Source organism: Mesorhizobium sp. B1-1-1 (assembly GCF_006442955.1).
Classification (GTDB): domain Bacteria; phylum Pseudomonadota; class Alphaproteobacteria; order Rhizobiales; family Rhizobiaceae; genus Mesorhizobium.
Genome location: NZ_VFWW01000003.1, coordinates 363,383 through 380,440, shown reverse-complemented (window position 1 = coordinate 380,440; position 17,058 = coordinate 363,383). Strand labels below are relative to the sequence as shown.

At 64.1% G+C, this 17,058-nt stretch carries 17 protein-coding genes; 9 read left to right on the top strand and 8 right to left on the bottom strand.

Going from position 1 to position 17,058, the window contains the following annotated elements:
- Window positions 1-73 precede the first annotated feature (73 nt).
- Window positions 74-502 (top strand): Lrp/AsnC family transcriptional regulator, encoded by a 429-nt coding sequence (locus FJ986_RS07505; protein WP_140492118.1) that lies wholly within the window; start codon window positions 74-76, stop codon window positions 500-502.
- Between the two features lie 45 nt (window positions 503-547).
- Here the strand turns inward: FJ986_RS07505 and FJ986_RS07500 are convergent, their stop codons facing one another.
- The 5 genes from FJ986_RS07500 to FJ986_RS07480 all read right to left on the bottom strand — a co-directional run bounded on the left by FJ986_RS07500 (window position 548) and on the right by FJ986_RS07480 (window position 4,244).
- Window positions 548-802: a DUF1344 domain-containing protein gene (locus FJ986_RS07500; RefSeq protein WP_140650100.1), complete on the bottom strand. Its 255-nt coding sequence runs from the start codon at window positions 800-802 to the stop codon at window positions 548-550.
- Between the two features lie 200 nt (window positions 803-1,002).
- The gene (locus FJ986_RS07495) at window positions 1,003-2,373 is read right to left on the bottom strand and encodes an ATP-binding protein (RefSeq protein ID WP_140650098.1); all 1,371 of its coding nucleotides are present in this window, start codon (window positions 2,371-2,373) and stop codon (window positions 1,003-1,005) included.
- On the bottom strand, window positions 2,370-3,053 hold the full coding sequence (locus FJ986_RS07490) for a winged helix-turn-helix domain-containing protein (protein ID WP_140492109.1): 684 nt from the start codon (window positions 3,051-3,053) through the stop codon (window positions 2,370-2,372). The genes FJ986_RS07495 and FJ986_RS07490 overlap by 4 nt, the downstream gene beginning before the upstream one ends.
- 103 nt (window positions 3,054-3,156) lie before the next feature.
- On the bottom strand, window positions 3,157-3,954 hold the full coding sequence (locus tag FJ986_RS07485; protein ID WP_140492106.1) for a hypothetical protein: 798 nt from the start codon (window positions 3,952-3,954) through the stop codon (window positions 3,157-3,159).
- Window positions 3,955-3,986: 32 nt separating this feature from the next.
- Window positions 3,987-4,244 carry a hypothetical protein gene (locus FJ986_RS07480; RefSeq protein WP_140514048.1) on the bottom strand — a complete coding sequence of 86 codons (258 nt, stop codon included), beginning with the start codon at window positions 4,242-4,244 and terminating at the stop codon, window positions 3,987-3,989.
- Between the two features lie 261 nt (window positions 4,245-4,505).
- Here FJ986_RS07480 and FJ986_RS07475 point away from each other — a divergent pair, with 261 nt between their 5' ends.
- Window positions 4,506-5,141 carry an isoprenylcysteine carboxylmethyltransferase family protein gene (locus tag FJ986_RS07475; RefSeq protein ID WP_140514049.1) on the top strand — a complete coding sequence of 212 codons (636 nt, stop codon included), beginning with the start codon at window positions 4,506-4,508 and terminating at the stop codon, window positions 5,139-5,141.
- A 47-nt stretch (window positions 5,142-5,188) separates the two neighbouring features.
- On the opposite strand, the gene FJ986_RS07470 is transcribed toward FJ986_RS07475, so the two are convergent.
- Window positions 5,189-5,674 carry a hypothetical protein gene (locus tag FJ986_RS07470; RefSeq protein WP_140492097.1) on the bottom strand — a complete coding sequence of 162 codons (486 nt, stop codon included), beginning with the start codon at window positions 5,672-5,674 and terminating at the stop codon, window positions 5,189-5,191.
- Window positions 5,675-5,886: 212 nt separating this feature from the next.
- Between FJ986_RS07470 and FJ986_RS07465 the strand changes: the two genes are divergently transcribed.
- Complete coding sequence (locus FJ986_RS07465) at window positions 5,887-6,252, top strand: RidA family protein (protein WP_140650096.1); 366 nt, start codon at window positions 5,887-5,889, stop codon at window positions 6,250-6,252.
- Window positions 6,253-6,292: 40 nt separating this feature from the next.
- The gene (locus FJ986_RS07460) at window positions 6,293-7,528 is read left to right on the top strand and encodes an amidohydrolase/deacetylase family metallohydrolase (protein ID WP_140524549.1); all 1,236 of its coding nucleotides are present in this window, start codon (window positions 6,293-6,295) and stop codon (window positions 7,526-7,528) included.
- A 231-nt stretch (window positions 7,529-7,759) separates the two neighbouring features.
- On the opposite strand, the gene FJ986_RS07450 is transcribed toward FJ986_RS07460, so the two are convergent.
- On the bottom strand, window positions 7,760-9,550 hold the full coding sequence (locus tag FJ986_RS07450) for an NAD(P)/FAD-dependent oxidoreductase (protein WP_140673870.1): 1,791 nt from the start codon (window positions 9,548-9,550) through the stop codon (window positions 7,760-7,762).
- Window positions 9,551-9,745: 195 nt separating this feature from the next.
- The gene (locus FJ986_RS07445) at window positions 9,746-10,690 is read right to left on the bottom strand and encodes a MurR/RpiR family transcriptional regulator (protein ID WP_140563895.1); all 945 of its coding nucleotides are present in this window, start codon (window positions 10,688-10,690) and stop codon (window positions 9,746-9,748) included.
- A 327-nt stretch (window positions 10,691-11,017) separates the two neighbouring features.
- On the opposite strand from FJ986_RS07445, the gene FJ986_RS07440 reads away from it, so the two are divergent.
- From FJ986_RS07440 to FJ986_RS07420, 5 genes are all read left to right on the top strand, one after another.
- The gene (locus tag FJ986_RS07440) at window positions 11,018-11,851 is read left to right on the top strand and encodes an ABC transporter ATP-binding protein (protein WP_140492079.1); all 834 of its coding nucleotides are present in this window, start codon (window positions 11,018-11,020) and stop codon (window positions 11,849-11,851) included.
- Window positions 11,848-12,702, top strand: coding sequence for an ABC transporter permease (locus FJ986_RS07435; RefSeq protein WP_140673868.1), 855 nt, complete (start codon window positions 11,848-11,850; stop codon window positions 12,700-12,702). The genes FJ986_RS07440 and FJ986_RS07435 overlap by 4 nt, the downstream gene beginning before the upstream one ends.
- Window positions 12,703-12,790: 88 nt before the next feature.
- Window positions 12,791-13,963 (top strand): ABC transporter substrate-binding protein, encoded by a 1,173-nt coding sequence (locus FJ986_RS07430; RefSeq protein WP_140554766.1) that lies wholly within the window; start codon window positions 12,791-12,793, stop codon window positions 13,961-13,963.
- Between the two features lie 319 nt (window positions 13,964-14,282).
- Entirely contained in the window at window positions 14,283-15,374 is a 1,092-nt protein-coding gene (locus FJ986_RS07425) for a Gfo/Idh/MocA family oxidoreductase (RefSeq protein ID WP_140662651.1), read from the top strand.
- Between the two features lie 215 nt (window positions 15,375-15,589).
- A complete protein-coding gene (locus tag FJ986_RS07420) occupies window positions 15,590-17,026 on the top strand; it encodes an amidase (protein ID WP_140673866.1) in 1,437 nt (478 codons plus the stop codon).
- Window positions 17,027-17,058: the final 32 nt, after the last annotated feature.

The following is a 17,058-nucleotide window of genomic DNA, read 5'->3' as shown; positions in this document are numbered from 1 at the left end:
CGGACGAAAGGAAGCGTGGAATTATGCGAAATGAAGCACAGTTTCTATCAATATGCCGACCAGGTTCGTTGAAATGCTGAGTGATGCCGACCAGGCCCTGCTTGCCCTGCTGCGCGAGAACGCCCGCGCCTCGACCGCCGCGCTGGCGCGCCGGCTCGGCGTGTCGCGCACCACGGTGCAGAGCCGCATCGAACGGCTGGAGCAGCGCGGCATCATCGCCGGCTACGGCGTCAAGCTTGCGCCCGATTATGAACAGGGACTGGTGCGGGCGCATGTGCTGCTCACCGTGACGCCCAAGCTCGCCGACAAGGTGGTGCGCAGCCTGCGCGCCCTGGCGCCGGTCAGGACGCTGCATTCGGTGAGCGGCAATTTCGACATGATCGTCATCGCCGACGCGCCGTCGATCAAGGACCTGGACACGCTGCTCGACCAGATCGGCGCCCTCGAAGGCGTCGAACGGACGTCGTCATCGATCATCCTGTCGACGCGGATCGATCGGTGATCACCGGTGAAAAACCGGGCCGCAGGCGGCCCGGTCGTGCCGCCTTTACTTGGCAGGCTGGATGTTCGAGACCAGCGATTTGCCGGATTTCGTCGAATAGGTAACGATCACCTTCTCGCCGGGCTTCAGCGTCTCGACCTCTATGCCCTCCGGCAGGTTCAGCGTCTTGCCGTCGGCCAGCGTGATGGCGTCGCCCTTTGCATCGACATTTACGATGGTGCTGGTAACCGTCCTTGCAAGGGCTGCCGTCGAGGATGCGGCCGCCAGCACTGTCGCGGCGGCGATGACGAATTTCCTCATGGTCTTTTCTCCTAACGCTTGTTGTGGTGTCGAAGTGGTTCGGCATCGAGGGGTCGGAACGATTACAGTTGCCGGCCCGCTTCCCTCGGATCGAGAGAAGATCGGTCGATCCTAGCGAGGCGAGTTGTCGGGCAGCTGGCCGGCGCCTTACGAATCCGTAAGACCGGGATGACGGACAGAGGATCCAGGTCTTTCGCCGGCTAACCCGACGCCAGCGGGAAACTCACCATCACGGCGAGACCCGGCCGGCAGTCCTCAAGCGTGATCGATGCGCCGTGCAGGTCGGCGATGGCTCTAACGAGGCTGAGGCCGAGGCCGCTGCCTGGCGTCGAGCGGCTGTGGTCCAGCCGGTAGAGCCGCTGGAACACTTTTTCACGCTCGTACGCCGGGATGCCAGGGCCGTCGTCGGCGACTCTGGCCAGGATATGCTCGTCCCGGCGTTCGGCCGACAATTTGATCGCGGTGCCGGGCGGGCAATGGCGCAGCGCATTCTCGACCAGGTTGGCGAACATCTGCATCAGCAGCTCGCGATCGCCATGGATCCGGTCCGTCGTCCCGTCCAGCCGCTGCGACGACAGCGACTTGCAGTCGTCCTCTGCCACCTCGGTGTAGATCTCGGCGATGGTTTGCAGAATCTCGCCGAGATCGACATCGGTAAAGCGCGCCTTGCGCGCGCCAGCCTCGATCTGTGCAATTCTAAGCAGCGCGTCAAAGGTCTCGTTAATCTGGTGACCCTCCGCGCGCGCGTCGGCCAGGTCGCCGGAGACATCCTGATCCTGCGCCGCCTTGTCGGCCGCGCCCTCCAGAATCATCTGCAGCCGATTGAGCGGCGTCTTCAGATCGTGCGCAATGTCGGCGCTGACCTGCTTCATGCCTTCGACCAGCGCCGACAGACGATCAAGAGCCGCATTGACCTGATTGGACACGACGTCGATGTCGTCGCCATTGCCGGTCAGTGGAATGCGGGTATCCAGCCGGCCATGCGAGACATCCACCATAGTGGCGGCAATGCCGTCGAGCCGGCGCTGAACGCGCGAGGCGAGCAAGGCGCCGCCGGCCACCGCCAGCCCGGCGATGATCAGCGTCGCCCAGCCGAAGCTCATCAGTATAATAGTTTCCAGTTCCTCCGTCTCGAACAGGCTGAAGGCGATCGTCAGATTGTTGCCGCCAATCGAGCCGGAATAGGCACGGTATTGGGCACCGGCCGGCACACCGGGCATTTTTGCGTCGAGCATCGAGAAGCCGTCGGGAACTCCAGCCGCGGTGAAGTTGCCGGCCAGACGGTTGCCGGCCGCGTCGGTCAGCGAAAAGAGCTGTTCCTTCTTGGAGCTGAGCTGCGAATGACTCTCGACCGTGGCGATCAGGTCCTCGAGGTCGCTCTCGGTATACGTTGCGGCGACGACCGAGTAGGTTTCCCTGATGGTTTCGTCGAGCCGTCCCGCAAGATCGGCGCTCATCATCCGGTAGACGATGGCGCCGGACAGCACGAAAGCCAGCATGAACAGGAAGGCGAACGTCAAGGCGAGCCGGAACGGCGTGCTGCGCGGCAGCCGGGACCATGTCGCGGTCATGGTGAAAGCGGTGCGTGCAGGCTGTAGCCGGTATTGCGGACCGTATGGATGAGCTGGGTTTCGAAAGGCCTGTCGATCTTGGCCCGCAAGCGGCTGATATGGGTCTCGACGACGCTGGTCCTGGGATCGAAATGGAAATCCCAGACGCGCTCCAGGAGCATGGTGCGGGTGATCACCCGGCCCTCGCCGCGCATCAGCACTTCCAACAGGCTGAACTCACGCGGTTGCAGGTCGATCGGCTGGCCCTGCCTGGCAACGCGGCGCATGATCAGGTCCATTTCGAGGTCGGCTACCCGCAGAACGGTCTTCTGCTCCAGTGCGGCCGGCCTGCGGCCGAGCGCATTGATGCGGGCAAGCAATTCGGAAAAGGCGAAAGGCTTGACCAGATAGTCGTCGCCGCCAGCCTCGAGGCCCTCGACACGGTCGTCGATGCCGCCGACGGACGTGAGAAAGATCGCCGGCGTGCGCACGCCCGCCGCACGGACCGCCTTAACCATCGACAGGCCGTCGAGGCCTGGGATCATCCGGTCGGCCACGATCACGTCATAGCCGCCGCTGGTCGCGGCGAAGAGCGCGTCGTGCCCGTTGCGCAATAGGTCGCAGACATGGCCGGCCTCGGTCAGGCCCCTGACGATGTAGTCAGCCGTCCTGTGGTCATCCTCGACAAGAAGAAGTCGCATCGCTGTTCCGGTTGATTGCCGATGTTGGGAACAGGCTAGCACCGGCGTGGGTCCGTTCCTAGGATGGCACGTGGCCGGTAAGCTCGGCTGCGCTTGTCCGGCGTCAGTCCGATTCCAGCAAGATCTCGTCGGCATCGTCTGCGGTCTTCTTCAGCGTCATGTAGAGAACCAGGGCAATGATGCAGCCGAGGAAGATCAGGCTGGTGAAGGTGGTGCCGAAACCGAGGCCGCCATATTCGACTGGCTGCGACAGCAGATCGCCGAAGGAGGCGCCAAGTGGCCGCGTCAGGATATAGGCGAGCCAGAAGGCGAGAATGCCGTCCAGATGAAGCAGGTAATAGGCACCCGCGATGACCGCGATTACGCCGCCGAACAGCAGGCCGGTCGTCAGGTAGCCCATGTCGAAGCTCTCGGCGACGAGATCGCCGGCGGCGGTGCCGAGCGAGAAGGTGAACAGGATCGCCAGCCAGTAGAAGATCTCGCGCCGGGTGGTGAAGATGGTGTGGATCGACAGCGTCCGCTCGCTTGCATACCAAACAGCGAATGTGGCGGCGAGCATGACGGTGAAGGCGATCGTGGTCGTTTCGAGACGCACGCCGAAATTGTCGACCAGATTGTCTGATATCAGCGTGCCGACGACGCTGATCAGCACCACCGCCAGCCAGTAAGCCCAGGGCACGTAGCGTTTCTGGGCGAACTGGAGGGCAAGGGCAACGACTAGGACGCCGGTCATGATCAACGACGTGGCGGTCAGCCCAAGGCCAAGGTTGACGGCGAGATAGTCAGCCGCCGTCTCGCCCATGGTCACCGCCATCAGCTTGATCAGCCAGAAATCGGCGGTGACGTCCGGGACCCTGTTGTGGGTCGATCCGGCGGGCTTTTGCGCGTTGGAAGTGAGCATGGCGGATGTCCTGCGGTTTGTGATTCGCGGACTTACTTGCCTATGACCTTCATGGCCTGGGCGAAGAAGTCGTCGGCGCGCTTATCATCGTCGGCATTGCAGCGTTCGATGCCCTGGCTCTCCAGTTCCGAGACCTTCGCCTTGTCGGAGGCGCCGAGCTTAACCGTAGCCTCCGCCGCGCGAAGAGCCTTCAGTGTGTCCTCGCAAGGTGCGGTGGCGGCGAAAACGGGCGAGATCGAAGCCGAGACAGCGAGGCTGCCCACCGCAATGGCAAGTGCAAATCTTCTCATCAAACCAGTCCCTGTCCGATGCCGGTGGTCCGGCGGCCATAGTTGATGTCGGCCCATGGCGGACCGGCATCGCAATGATATGGAAGCGACTTCACTCCAGCCTGTCCGCCGGCATACAAATTCGTAAGGTTGGACCTGGTTGGCGCAAAAAGGCTTTACGAACGTCGTGCGCTGCTTTGATAGAAAGCGATTGCCTTGTATCCGCCATCAATGGCGTGCCCGAGTGCACGCGGGCCTCGCCAGCGCCCCAGGAAAACACGAATGACCTACGCTTCCCTCAAGCCGGTCTCAGAGGCCTTCGTCCAGCGCAAACGGCTGATTTTCGTGCGAGTGGCGGCGGTGCTCGCGGTCCTGCTTCTGTTCCTCACCAAGCCTGGGCTCAACGAGGGCTCGCAAGGCCACGAGACGCTCGAATTCCTCGGCTTCTGTCTGGTGCTCGCCTGCGTCGCCGGCCGGCTCTGGAGCATCCTCTATGTCGGCGGCAAGAAAAACGAGGAACTGGTCTCGATCGGACCGTTCTCGATAAGTCAGAACCCGCTCTATTTCTTCTCGACGGTGGGCGCTGTCGGTATCGGACTGCTCTACGGCTCGGTTCTGGCGGCCGTGGCGCTGGGCGCTGCCAGCTTCCTCATCTTCCGCGTCACGGCGCGCAAGGAAGCCGAATACCTCCTGGGCAAATTCGGCCCGGCCTATCTCGCCTACACCAAGGCCACGCCGCGCTTCTGGCCGAACCCGCTGCTCTACCGCGACAATGACGAGTTGCAATTCTCGACGCGCGCGCTGAAGCGCACCTTCTATGACGGGCTCTATTTCCTGGCCATTTTCCCGGCCATCGAGCTGATCGAATATCTCCGGGAGAGCGGGCTGCTGTTCCCGGCCTTCGTGACGCTCTACTGATCGTCGGATCGGTTGCAAAAACCGACCGCCCTCGACAACAGGCGCTATCAGCCTCCCAGCGGATAGGGCATGTAGCCGACGAAGCCCGCGATCTTCCAGCTGCCGCCGACCTTCCTGCAGAAATACAGCGTCTGCCATTTCAGCCGATCGACGCCGCCATCCGCCTTGGCGACGGTGCCGTCGAATTTCTTGTGCAGCACGGCGCGGTCGCCGTCGACATCAATGTCGCGCAGGTTGGTGACGCGGAACAGCGCCTCGCGCAGCGGCTCGGCGAATTTGGTCGCCGCCGTTTCCTTGGCCTGGCGCAGCCACTCGTCGCGATAGATCTCCAGCCGCGGGAACTGCAGCCGCCAGGCGTCGGCGTTGGCAAGAAAATGCGCGTGCATGCCGAAGAAGCTTTCGGCGACAAAATCGTCCTCGACCATGGACCAGTCCTGACCGATGAAGGCATCGATGTCGCGCCGCACCAGCATCTCCCAGAGGGCGTGGCGGTCGGCATCACCTGATGGAAACGGGTTCTTGTCGAAGGTCATTCTCGGTTCTCCGCTCTGGAAATGCGCCCGTCCGTTTCAAGCCCGGCCGGCGAGCGCGCACGATGCAAGCGCTTCTGTAATAAAGCAACATGGATTTCCAGGAATGTTGCTTTCCAACAAGACCTCTATCGGGATCGCCTCGATCGGGGTAAATCTCGGCCGAAGCGGGCGCTCCCATCGTGTCCCGTCATAGCATCAGAGGAGGTCCGCTCTTGCCCAAGCAATGTTTTGGAACGTCGCATGTCCCGCTGTCACCCGCGGTGCGGGCCGGCGACTTCGTCTATATCTCAGGCCAGGTGCCGGTCGGCGGCGACGGCATCGTGGTCAGGGGCGGCATATCCGAACAGACGGAGCAGGTGCTTTCCAACGTCAAGGCGGCGCTGGCGCAGGCCGGCTGCACCATGGACGATGTGGTCAAGACCACCGTCTGGCTGGAGGACGCGCGCGACTTCGGCGCCTTCAACACCGTCTATGCCAGGCATTTCCCGAAGAACCCGCCGGCCCGCACCACGGTCGAATCGCGGCTGATGATCGACATCAAGGTCGAAGTGGAAGCCGTCGCTTACCGGCCGCTCTGACGGCCGTCGGCGGGGATGGAACGAAGCGGAGGCGCGCCCGATGCAATTTGATCTTCTGTTCAAGGGCGGGCGGCTGATCGATCCGGCGGCCGGGCTCGACGCGCCGCGCGATCTTGCCATCGCCAATGGCCGCGTCGCCGCCATCGACGCCGACATTCCCGCCGACCGCGCGGCCAGCGTCATTGATGCCAAGGGCTGCATCGTGGCGCCCGGCCTCGTCGACCTGCACAGCCACGTCTATTGGGGCGGCACCTCGCTCGGCGTCGATGCCGACCGGCTGGCGGCCAAGAGCGGCACCACCACCTTCATTGATGCCGGCAGTGCCGGCGCCGGCAATTTCCTCGGCTTCCGCCGCCATGTCATGGAGCGCTCGAAGGTGCGCATCCTGGCTTATGTCAACATCTCCTTCGCCGGCATTTTCGGCTTCTCGCAGACCGTCTCGGTCGGCGAGTGCAGCGATCTCAGGCTCTGCGAACCGCGCGAAGTGGTGGCGGCGGTGCGCGAGCACGCGGACGTCGTCGTCGGCGTCAAGGTCCGCTCCGGCAAGCATGCCGGCGGCACCAGCGGCATCGCGCCGGTCGATCTGGCGCTGGAGGCGGCCGACAAATCCGCTCTGCCGCTGATGGCGCACATAGACGAACCGCCGCCCGGGCGCTCGGAAGTGCTGCCCCGCCTGCGCAGGGGCGACATTCTCACCCACTGCTTCCGACCGTTTCCGAACGCGCCGGTCTTCGCCTCCGGCGCCGTGCGGCCCGACATGCGGCTGGCGCGCGAGCGTGGCGTCATCTTCGATCTCGGCCACGGCATGGGCTCGTTCGACTTCGAGGTCGCTCGCGCCATGCTGGCCGAAGGGCTGGCGCCCGACGTCATCTCGAGCGACGTGCATCTCTACTGCGTCGACGGTCCGGCCTTCGACATACTGGTGTGCATGTCGAAGCTGCTGGCGCTCGGCATGCCGCTGGTCGAGGTGTTGCGCGCCGCCACCCAAGCGCCGGCGCAGGCGATCGCGCGGCCTGATCTGGGCACGCTCAAGGTCGGAACCGCCGGCGACGTCGCGCTGCTGCGGCAGCATTCCGGCCGCTTCACCTTCATCGACGCGGTCGGCGCCTCGCTGGTCGCCGACCAGCGGCTGGTCTGCGAAGGCATCGCCATCGGCGGCGCCTGGTGGCCGAACGAGACGATGAACGATGTCGGCGACACCGAGCGTTTCGAGGCGCATGTGGGGCATACGCATGTCGAGGTCGCGGCCAGGCATTTTGGGCACCGGCATGATTGATTGATCTCGGTAGCACTGCGCCGCCTGTCTTGCCGCGGCTGCGAGTTTGGCGAATGGCTTCCCCCACTCCGTCGCTGCTCCGCAGCGCCACCTCTCCCCCCTCCGGAGGGAGAGGAAGGGAGCCTCCCGGCATAAGCTCGCGCCCTTCCTCTCCCCCGTCGATCGGGGGAGAGGTGTCGAGCGAAGCTCGACGGAGTGGGGTCGACCTTCCCTCGAAGCAACGCTTCCGCTTCACCGTCGCGCGTTGCTGACCGCCCCGTAAACCGGCGTATCAATCCCCTCCATCCGCGCCTTGATCTGCAGCGCCACATATTTCGAATAGAAGCGCGAGAGCGCCAGATTGCCGCCGTGGAACCACAGCCCTTCCTGCGCCGTCGGTTTCCACATGTTGCGCAATTCGCCCTGCCATGGCCCGGGATCGCCCTTGACGCCGGAACCGAGACCCCAGCACGGGCCGACCCTCTCGGCGACCTCGCGCGAGACGATTTGCGCCACGGTTTCATTCATCGACTGATAGCCGGTGCAGGCGATGATGGCGTCGGCTTCAAGTTCGCTGCCGTCCTCGAAGAGAATGCCTTTCGCCGTCAGCGACTTGATCGCCACGCCGCTGCGGATGCCGATCTTGCCGTCGATGATCAGGTCCGAAGCGCCGACATCGATGTAGTAGCCGGAGCCGGTGCGGTAGGCCTTCATCAGCAGGCCGGTCTCGTCGTCACCGAAGTCGAGGGCGAAGCCGGCGGCGGCGAGGCGTTCGTAAAAAGCCGCGTCGCGCGTGCGGATAACGTCATAGAGCGCCCGCTGGCCCTTGGGCACCAGCGCGAAGGGCGTCGAGGCGACGATCATGTCGGCCTTTTCGGTGGTGATGCCGCGCGCCAGCGCGTTCTCCGAAAAGATCTCGAAACCGACTTCCATCAGCGTGTCCGATTTGACCACGGTCGTCGGCGAACGCTGGATCATGGTGACCTCGGCGCCGCTTTCCCAGAGATCGACGCAGACATCGTGCCCGGAGCTCGCCGCGCCGATGACCGCGGTCTTTTTGCCGCGGAACTTCTCGCCGCTGGAATACTGGCTGGAATGCAGCAGCTCGCCCTTAAAGTCACCGGCGCCCGGCAGGTCGATCGGCCGCGCCGGACCGTAGGCGCCGGTGGCGAAGACGATGTGCTTGGGCTTCAGCGTGATGTGCTGGCCGACGCGGTCCACGACCACGGTCCAGACCTTCTCGGCCTCGTCATAGCTGGCGCTGACGCATCTGGTGGCGACCCAATAGTTGAGCTCCATGACGCGCGTGTACATTTCCAGCCAGTCGCCCATCTTGTCCTTGGGCGTGAAGACCGGCCAATTGTCGGGAAACGGAATGTAAGGCAGATGGTCGTACCAGACCGGATCGTGCAGCACGAGGGTGCGGTAGCGCTTGCGCCAGGAATCGCCCGGCCGGGCATTCTTCTCGATGACGATCGAGGGCACGCCGAGCTGCCTGAGCCGCGCGCCCAGCATGATGCCGCCCTGGCCGCCGCCGATGACCAGGCAATAGGGCTGCTCCGAAGCGCCAAGCTCGCGGGTCTCGCGCGCCCGCGCCTCCGACCAGGTCTCGCGCTCCGGGTCGGCCTTGTGGCGCACGCCCAGCGGCCGCGTCGCGCCCTTGCGCTCCTCGAATCCTTTCAGGTCGGTCATTGCCGTGAACAATGTCCGGCAGCGGCCGTCGCGCAGGCGCATGATGCCCTGGCCCGAGGCCACGGCGGTCTCGAAGGTGAACCAGGCCTCGATTATCCCCTCGTCCGAGGTGGCTTCGCCGGTGAGCTGCCATCTTGCCGGCCGCGTCGCTGCCAGCGTCGCCTTCAGCATGTCGGCGATCGCCTCGCGCCCTTCCATCGTGGTGACGTTCCAGGTGAAGGTCAGGAGGTCACGCCAGTAGCAATCGTCGACGAACAGGTTGGCCGCGGCCGCTATGTCACCGGCTTCGAGCGCCTTGTCGAAAGCGCCGAGCCATGCGGCTGCCTGTTGCGATGGTGCTATTTCGAGCATTTGTTTCCCTCTTTTTCGCGTTGGCGCTGTCCGGTGTTCCCTTCTCCCCTTGTGGGAGAAGGTGGCCTCGCGGAGCGAGGTCGGATGAGGGGTGCTCCAGCTCGGGACGGCCGGCACTCCGTCACCCACCCCTCAACCGTCTCGGCGCTGCGCGCCGATCCACCTTCTCCCACAAGGGGAGAAGGAAAAAACGTCCTAATCCCCGAGCGGCTCCATCTCGTTGCCGGTGCGGTGGATCTGGGCATTGTATTTGATGCGGCGAACCGTCTCGCGGGCCGAGCCGTCGAGCTTGTAGGCGGCAGCCACCGCCATGAGGTCGATCATGGCCAAAAAGGCGAAGCGCGATGCCGTCGGCTTCAGCGTATCGGGATATTCCGGCACCGCTACGGTCAGCCTGACGTCGCCGACGCGCGCGAGCTCGGTGTCGGGCGCCGTCACGCAGATGGCATTGGCGCGGTAGTGCTTGGCGAGTTCGACCGCCTCGATCACCTCGCGCGTGCGCCCCGTCGCCGAAATGGCGATCACCAGGTCGCCGGGCTTCAAGGTCGAGGCGGTCATGCGCATGAGATAAGGGTCGCATTGCGCGCTGATCGATATGCCGTAGCGAAACAGCCGGTACTGCGTTTCCTGCGCCAGCGCCGAGGAACTGCCGCCCAGTCCGAACACCGTAACCTGGCGCGCCTTGGCGATCAGCTCGGCGGCCTTCTGCAGCTGGACCGGATCGAGCTGCCGCTCGGCCTCCTGCAGCGCCCGCCGCGCTTCGCCGAACACCGCGTTCCAGAACGGCATGCCGGTGTCGTTCTCCCTGGCTGGCGAAGTGTCCAGATAGAGCGCGCCGACGACGAGGCTCTGCGCCAGCTTCAGCTTGAAATCACGCACGCCCTCGCAGCCGATGGCGCGGCAGAAGCGGGTCACCGTCGGTTCGCTGACGCCGGCACGCTGGGCAAGGGCGGCGTTGGAGGCATCGACCGCGTATTTGACGTCGTCGAGCACGACATCGGCGACGCGGCGCTCGGCCGGACGCAGCTCGGCATAGGTATCCTTGACCAGCGAGATGATGTCGGGAATGCGCCGCACAGGCTCACCCCCGTCCGCCTCGCCATCCGTCATCAGGTTTTCCCGGCTGTCAGCTTCGGTCATGAAGTGGCCTTCCCTGGTCCCTTGTCGACCTCTTACCATGCTTGCACGCTGTCGTTCCATGTGCACGGCCCCGCTGCAACTGCTGCGTGCCGTTGCGGCATGTCACCCGGCTTTGCCCATCTGCAACGCCCGCCTTGTTGTGCCACTTTTCCCGAGTATGTAGGAAAGCAACACGCATTTCAAGATAAAGAAAAGACAATGAAAGCAGACATATAGGGGAATAGGCGGCTCTCAACGACGGAACGATCGCGCTCTTCGCTTGACACCAAAGTAGGATAGTTACACACTGACTTTGGCAGTCGATTGGACGCACTCTCCGAGGGGCGGATGAACGCGGGCGAAACAACAGCGCCGAAGCTTGGTGTGCAGGCAGCGACCAAGATCTATCACACCGCATCCGGCGACCTCCTGGCGCTGGACCGCTGCAGCCTCGACATCCACGCCAATGAAATCGTTTCGATCGTCGGCCCGTCCGGCTGCGGCAAGACCACGCTTTTGTGGTCGATGTCGGGCTTGCACAGCCTGACCGGCGGCGAGATTCGGCTCGACGGCGTCAAGATCACCGGGCCGCATCCCGACATCGGCATCGTGTTCCAGGAAGCGAACCTGCTGCCTTGGCGCAATCTCGATGCCAACATCCGCTTTCCCTTCGAGATCAAGGGCGAGAAACCAGACCGCGCTTGGATCGCGCATCTGCTCCACCGCGTCGGGCTCGACGGTTTCGGCGGCAAGTTCCCGCGCGAGCTTTCGGGCGGCATGCAGCAGCGCGCCGCGATCGTGCGGGCGCTGGCGCCAAAACCCTCCGTGCTTTTGATGGACGAGCCGTTCGGCGCGCTCGACAGTTTTACCCGCGAGGAGATGAACCGTCTCGTCGAGGAGATCTGGCTCGACACCAAGACCACCATCGTCTTCATCACCCACAGCATCGAGGAAGCGATTTTCCTCTCCGACCGCGTGGTGGTGCTGAGCGCGCGCCCCGGCCGCGTCGCCAGGGAATACCGCGTGCCGTTCGCGCGGCCGCGCTCGCTGGAGATCATGGCGACGAAAGAGGTTTTCGACCTCACCAACCGGATCAAGATGGACATCGTCGGCGAGCGCGCCAGGCCGAAGGCACCGGAACAGGAACGCGCCAGCGCCGAGATCGTGAGGATCAGGCCGTGAGCGACGCCATCCCGGAATTCTCCAAATCCAAATCGGGTGCCAAGTCCGGCGATGGGCAGGACGTCAGCCTGACCAATCTCTCGGCCTTCGCCAGCGGCCCCGGCATCAAGTCGGGCAAGGAGGTGGCGGCGATCATAGCTGTCGCCGTAATCATAATCGGCGGCATCGAATTGGCGCTGCGCCTGTTCCATGTGCCGCTCTATATCATGCCGCCGCCAAGCTCGATCGCCTATGCGCTGTTCGACGAGTTCCCGCTTATTGCGCCGCATCTCGGCTATACGCTGGTCGAGCTGGTTTCCGGCTTCGCCATCGGAGCCGTCGTCGGCCTGGTGCTGGCCGCCGTCATCACCCAGTTTCCCTTCGCCGAAAAGATCGTCGCGCCCTACATCCTGCTTCTCGTCACCACGCCGATGCTGGCGCTGGTGCCGCTTTTGATCCTTCGCTTTGGTTTCGGCTACACGCCGCGCATCATCGCGGTGGCGCTGGCCGCCGGGCCGATGGTGATGATAAACGCAGCCACCGGCTTTCGCCGCGTCGACAGCGCCAAGATCGCGCTGGCGCGCTCCTACGGCGCCAGCACCTTGCAGATATTCTGGAAGATCCGCGCGCCGATGGCGCTGCCTATGATCCTGGTCGGGCTGATGATCGGCGCCATCTTCGGCCTGCTGACCGCAGTCGGCGCGGAGATGGTCGGCGGCGGCTTCGGCCTCGGCAACCGGCTCACCACCTATTCGTCGATGATCCAGATGCCGCAATTCTTCGCCGTGGTGATGATCCTGTCGACGCTCGGCATCCTGATCTACGTGCTGTTCTTCCTGATCGGCAAGAAATGGGCGAGCTGGGAGGCTTGAGCACGAGATCATGAACGCCCCGGAGTGGGCGAGGAGCGGGCGAAAGCCATCGATCAACAAGAAGGTCAATCAACAAAAGGGGAATGCCATGACCGACCAGAACTCATTCCAGACGGCGACAAGAACGGGCATCAGCCGCCGCACCTTCCTGCAGGTGACGGCAGCCGGCGTCGTGACCGCCACCGCGCTCGGTGCATCGGGCTTGAAGGCCAGGGCGGCGGCCTATGAGAAATTCACCTGGATCTCGCCGCGCGGCACGCTCGAAGTGCTCGACGACTATCCTTATTGGGCAGCCAAGAAGGCAGGCTATTTCGATGGGCTCAGCACCGACATGCAGCCAGGCCCGTCAGACGGCACGGCGACGGTGAAGTTCGTCGATGTCGGCCAGGCCGATATGGGCTTTCCCTCGCCCGGCGTGTTCTCCTTCGCCATCCAGAACGGCATGAAGCTGAAGTCGGTGTTCCACATGGGCGCGCGCGACACGTTCTCCATCGCCTTCCGCAAGGGCGAGGGTACGAACGACTTGAAGAAGCTGGAAGGCAAGACCATCCTGCTCGGCTCCGCCGCCTGGCAGTCGATCACCGATCCGCTGCTCGCCGCGCAAGGCGTCGACATCAAGAAGGTCAAGTATGTCGAGGCCGGCTGGCCGACGTGGGGCACCGCGCTCGCCGGCGGCCAGGGCGACGCTGCCTTGTCGTGGGAGGGGCTGCGCGCCGAATGGATCGCCAAGGGGCTCGACTTCGAATACTGGCTCGGCGTGAAGAATTCCAAGCTGCCGGCCAACACCTTCGTCGTGCGCGCCGCCGATCTCGAAGATCCCGACAAGAAGGCGTTCCTGGAAAAATATCTGCGCGGCTGGGCGATGGGGCTGGAGTTCGGCTACCAGAACCCGCGCGCGGCGGTCGAAGCGGTGTTCGAGCAGTTCCCCACGCTTGCCAAGAACCTTGGGCCCGAGCTCGGCACCACCTCGATCCTGCAGCAGATCAACGTTTTCCGCGGCGACATGGACAAGCGCGGCGGCTGGGGCTCGCACGACATGGCGAGCTGGCAAGGCTTCTTCGACGAGATCCACAAGATCGGCCAGATCACCAATCCGGTGAAGGCCGAGGATGTCTGCACCAACGAGCTGATTCCGGCCGCCAACGACTTCGACAAGGCCAAGGTCAAGGCCGATGCCGACGGCGTCAAGCTGACGGAGGGCTTTGCCGCGCTCGATGTCGAGAAGATCAAGGCGCATCTGTTCGATTCGGCGGTGAAGTAAGGGTTGCAAAAGAGGTCATGTCGTTCATTGCCCTGTCTTGGCTCCTTTCCTCTCCCGCCGCGAAGCGGTGACGGAGTGGGGGAAGGCGCTCGCCAAATGCGTAATCGCCGCAAGGCAGGCACAATCTGGCGAGCAACCTCAGGCGCACGGCGAAGGTCGACCCCCACTCCGTCGAGCTTCGCTCGACACCTCTCCCCCGATCGACGGGGGAGAGGAAAGGGCAGGCGGATGAGGGGCGGCGCCAACCTGAAGTGATTGTTCTGGATGCCCAGGCGCGGCAGCAGCTCGCCAGGTCCTATCAAAAAATTGGGAGGCTGAATTGGCCGACAAAATAAAAGTGCTGGTGGTGGGCCTCGGCAATATGGGCGCCTCGCACGCCAGCGCCTATCACCGCTCCGACGGCTTCGAGATCGTCGGCATCATGAGCCGCTCGATCAAGAGCAACAAGAAGATCCCAGCCGAATTGTCCGGCTATCCGCTTTACGAGGATTTCGATCAGGCGCTTGCGGAGACCAGGCCGGACGCCGTGTCGATCAACAGCTGGCCCAACACCCATGCCGAATACGCGCTGAAGGCGATAGCGGCCAACTGCCACGTGTTCATGGAAAAGCCGCTCGCCACCAACATCGAGGATGCCGAGAAGGTCGTCGCGGCAGCGCGGGCGAAGAACCGCAAGCTGGTGCTTGGCTATATCCTGCGCGTCCACCCGTCCTGGATAAAATTCATCGAGGTCGGCAAGACGCTGGGCAAGCCGCTGGTGATGCGCCTCAACCTCAACCAGCAGAGCAGCGGCAGCGCCTGGCACTGGCACAAGAACCTGATCGACTCGCTGATCCCGATCGTGGATTGCGGCGTGCACTATGTCGACGTCATGTGCCAGCTCACCGGCGCCAGGCCCGTGCGCGTGCACGGCATCGGCGCGAAGCTCTGGGCGGAAGCCGACAAGCAGAATTACGGCCATCTCCACGTCACCTTCGATGACGGTTCGGTCGGCTGGTACGAGGCAGGCTGGGGCCCGATGATGAGCGAGACGGCCTATTTCGTGAAGGACGTGGTGGGGCCGAAGGGCGCGGTGTCGATCGTCGCCGGCCAGCAGACGAGCAGCGCAGCGGAAGCGGCGGAGGTGTCGAACTCGGCCGACATCGACCGCCACACCAAGACCGACGCGCTGAAGATCCATTATGCGGCGGTCGACGCCGACAAGAACTTTTCGAAACCCGACGAGATCGTCAGCATGGAAGACGAGCCCGGCCACCAGGAGCTCTGCGACCGCGAGCAGGCCTTCTTCCTGCGCGCCATCCGCGAGGATCTCGATTTGACCGAGCAGATGGACGCCGCCGTCAACAGCCTGCGCATCGTGCTCGCCGCGGAACAGAGCATCGAATTGGGGCGCACCGTCGAGCTGGCGTGAGACAAGCGCGCTGCTGGGGGCAGCAGTTTCAGGTCGGTGCCCCTCACTCAGCCCTCTCCCGAGAAGAACGGGAGGCGGTCGCCAGCATCAGAGCGCTTTCCTTCTCCCCGTCATGACGGGGGAGAAGGTGCCGGCAGGCGGATGAGGGGCGGCGCCAACGTCGGCCCGAAGCGATAGCTCGGGCGCGGCGCGAGGCAAAGATTGGGAGGAGAGACATGGTCACCGACAGCCTGCTGAAAACCTATGCGAACTCCGATGCGCTGGATCTTGCTGACTTGGTGCATCGGGGCGAGATTTCACCTGCGGAACTGGTCGAGGCGGCGATCACGCTGGTCGAGCAGCTCAACCCGGCGCTGAACGCGGTCATCCATCGCCTCTACGACATGGCGCGCGCCCAGGCGCAGACGGTCGACAGATCAGCACCTTTCGCCGGCGTGCCGTTCCTGCTCAAGGAACTGGCCTCGTCCTGGACCGGCGCGCCGAACACCAACTCTTGCCTCTACCTGAAAGATGTCGTCGCCGATTTCGACACCGAAGTCGTGCGCCGCATGAAGGCGGCCGGGCTGGTGCTGGTCGGCAAGTCGAACGCGCCCGAAAACGGCTGGTCGATCACGACGGAACCGAAGCTCTACGGCACGACGAAGAACCCGTGGAAGGAAGGCATCACGCCAGGTGGCTCGAGCGGCGGCGCGGCGGCGGCCGTCGCTTCGCGCATGGTGCCGATCGCCGAGGCCAGCGACGGCGCCGGCTCGATCCGCATTCCGGCCTCCTGCTGCGGCATCGTCGGGCTGAAGCCGTCGCGCGGCCGCGTCAGCCTGGCACCGTTCGGCGACTATTGGTATGGCGGCGCCTACTTCCTGTGCTGCTCGCGCAGCGTGCGCGACACGGCGGCCTATCTCGACGCGGTGGCCGGCGCCTTGCCGGGCGACCCCTATACGCCGCCGATCCCCGACGCCTCCTGGCTCAGCCTGTCGTCACTGGCGCCGAAGAAGCTGCGCATCGGCTTCATCGTCACCCCGCCCAACGGCACGGCCATCGATGCGGAAGTGAAGGCGGCCGTGCTGGCCACCGTGGCGGCGCTGGAGCGGCTGGGACATGACGTCGAGGAACACGACATGCCGCTCGATGCCGATGCCATGTGGGCCACCTACACCAAAATGACCTGCGTACAGACGGCGGCGACCTTCGACTATCATGAAACGGTGATCGGCCGGCCGGTGACGCCTGATGATGTCGAACCGGTGACCTGGGCGATCATCGAACGCGGCCGTGCGACCAGCGGCACCAGGCACATTTCCGATGTCGAGCAGCTCAGGCAGGTCGGCCGCGACATCGTCGGCGACCTTTCGCCCTACGATCTCTTCATCACCCCGACGCTGACGCAACTGCCGCGTCCGTTCGGCTATTACGATATGTCGGAGACCGACATCGACCGCTACAACGCCAAATGGACGGATGCGGCGTTCGCCTCCCCCTTCAACATCTCAGGCCAGCCGGCCATCTCGCTGCCGCTCGGCTGGTCGAAAGACGGCGTACCGATCGGGGTGCAGCTTGTCGGCCGCTATGGCGACGAGGCAGCGGTGCTGGCCGCGTCGGCGCAGCTCGAGCGGGAAATGCCGTGGAGGGACAGGCGGCCGCCGGTGAGCGGTTAATCGCTCGCGGCAGGGCACCCATCGCCGAGTTC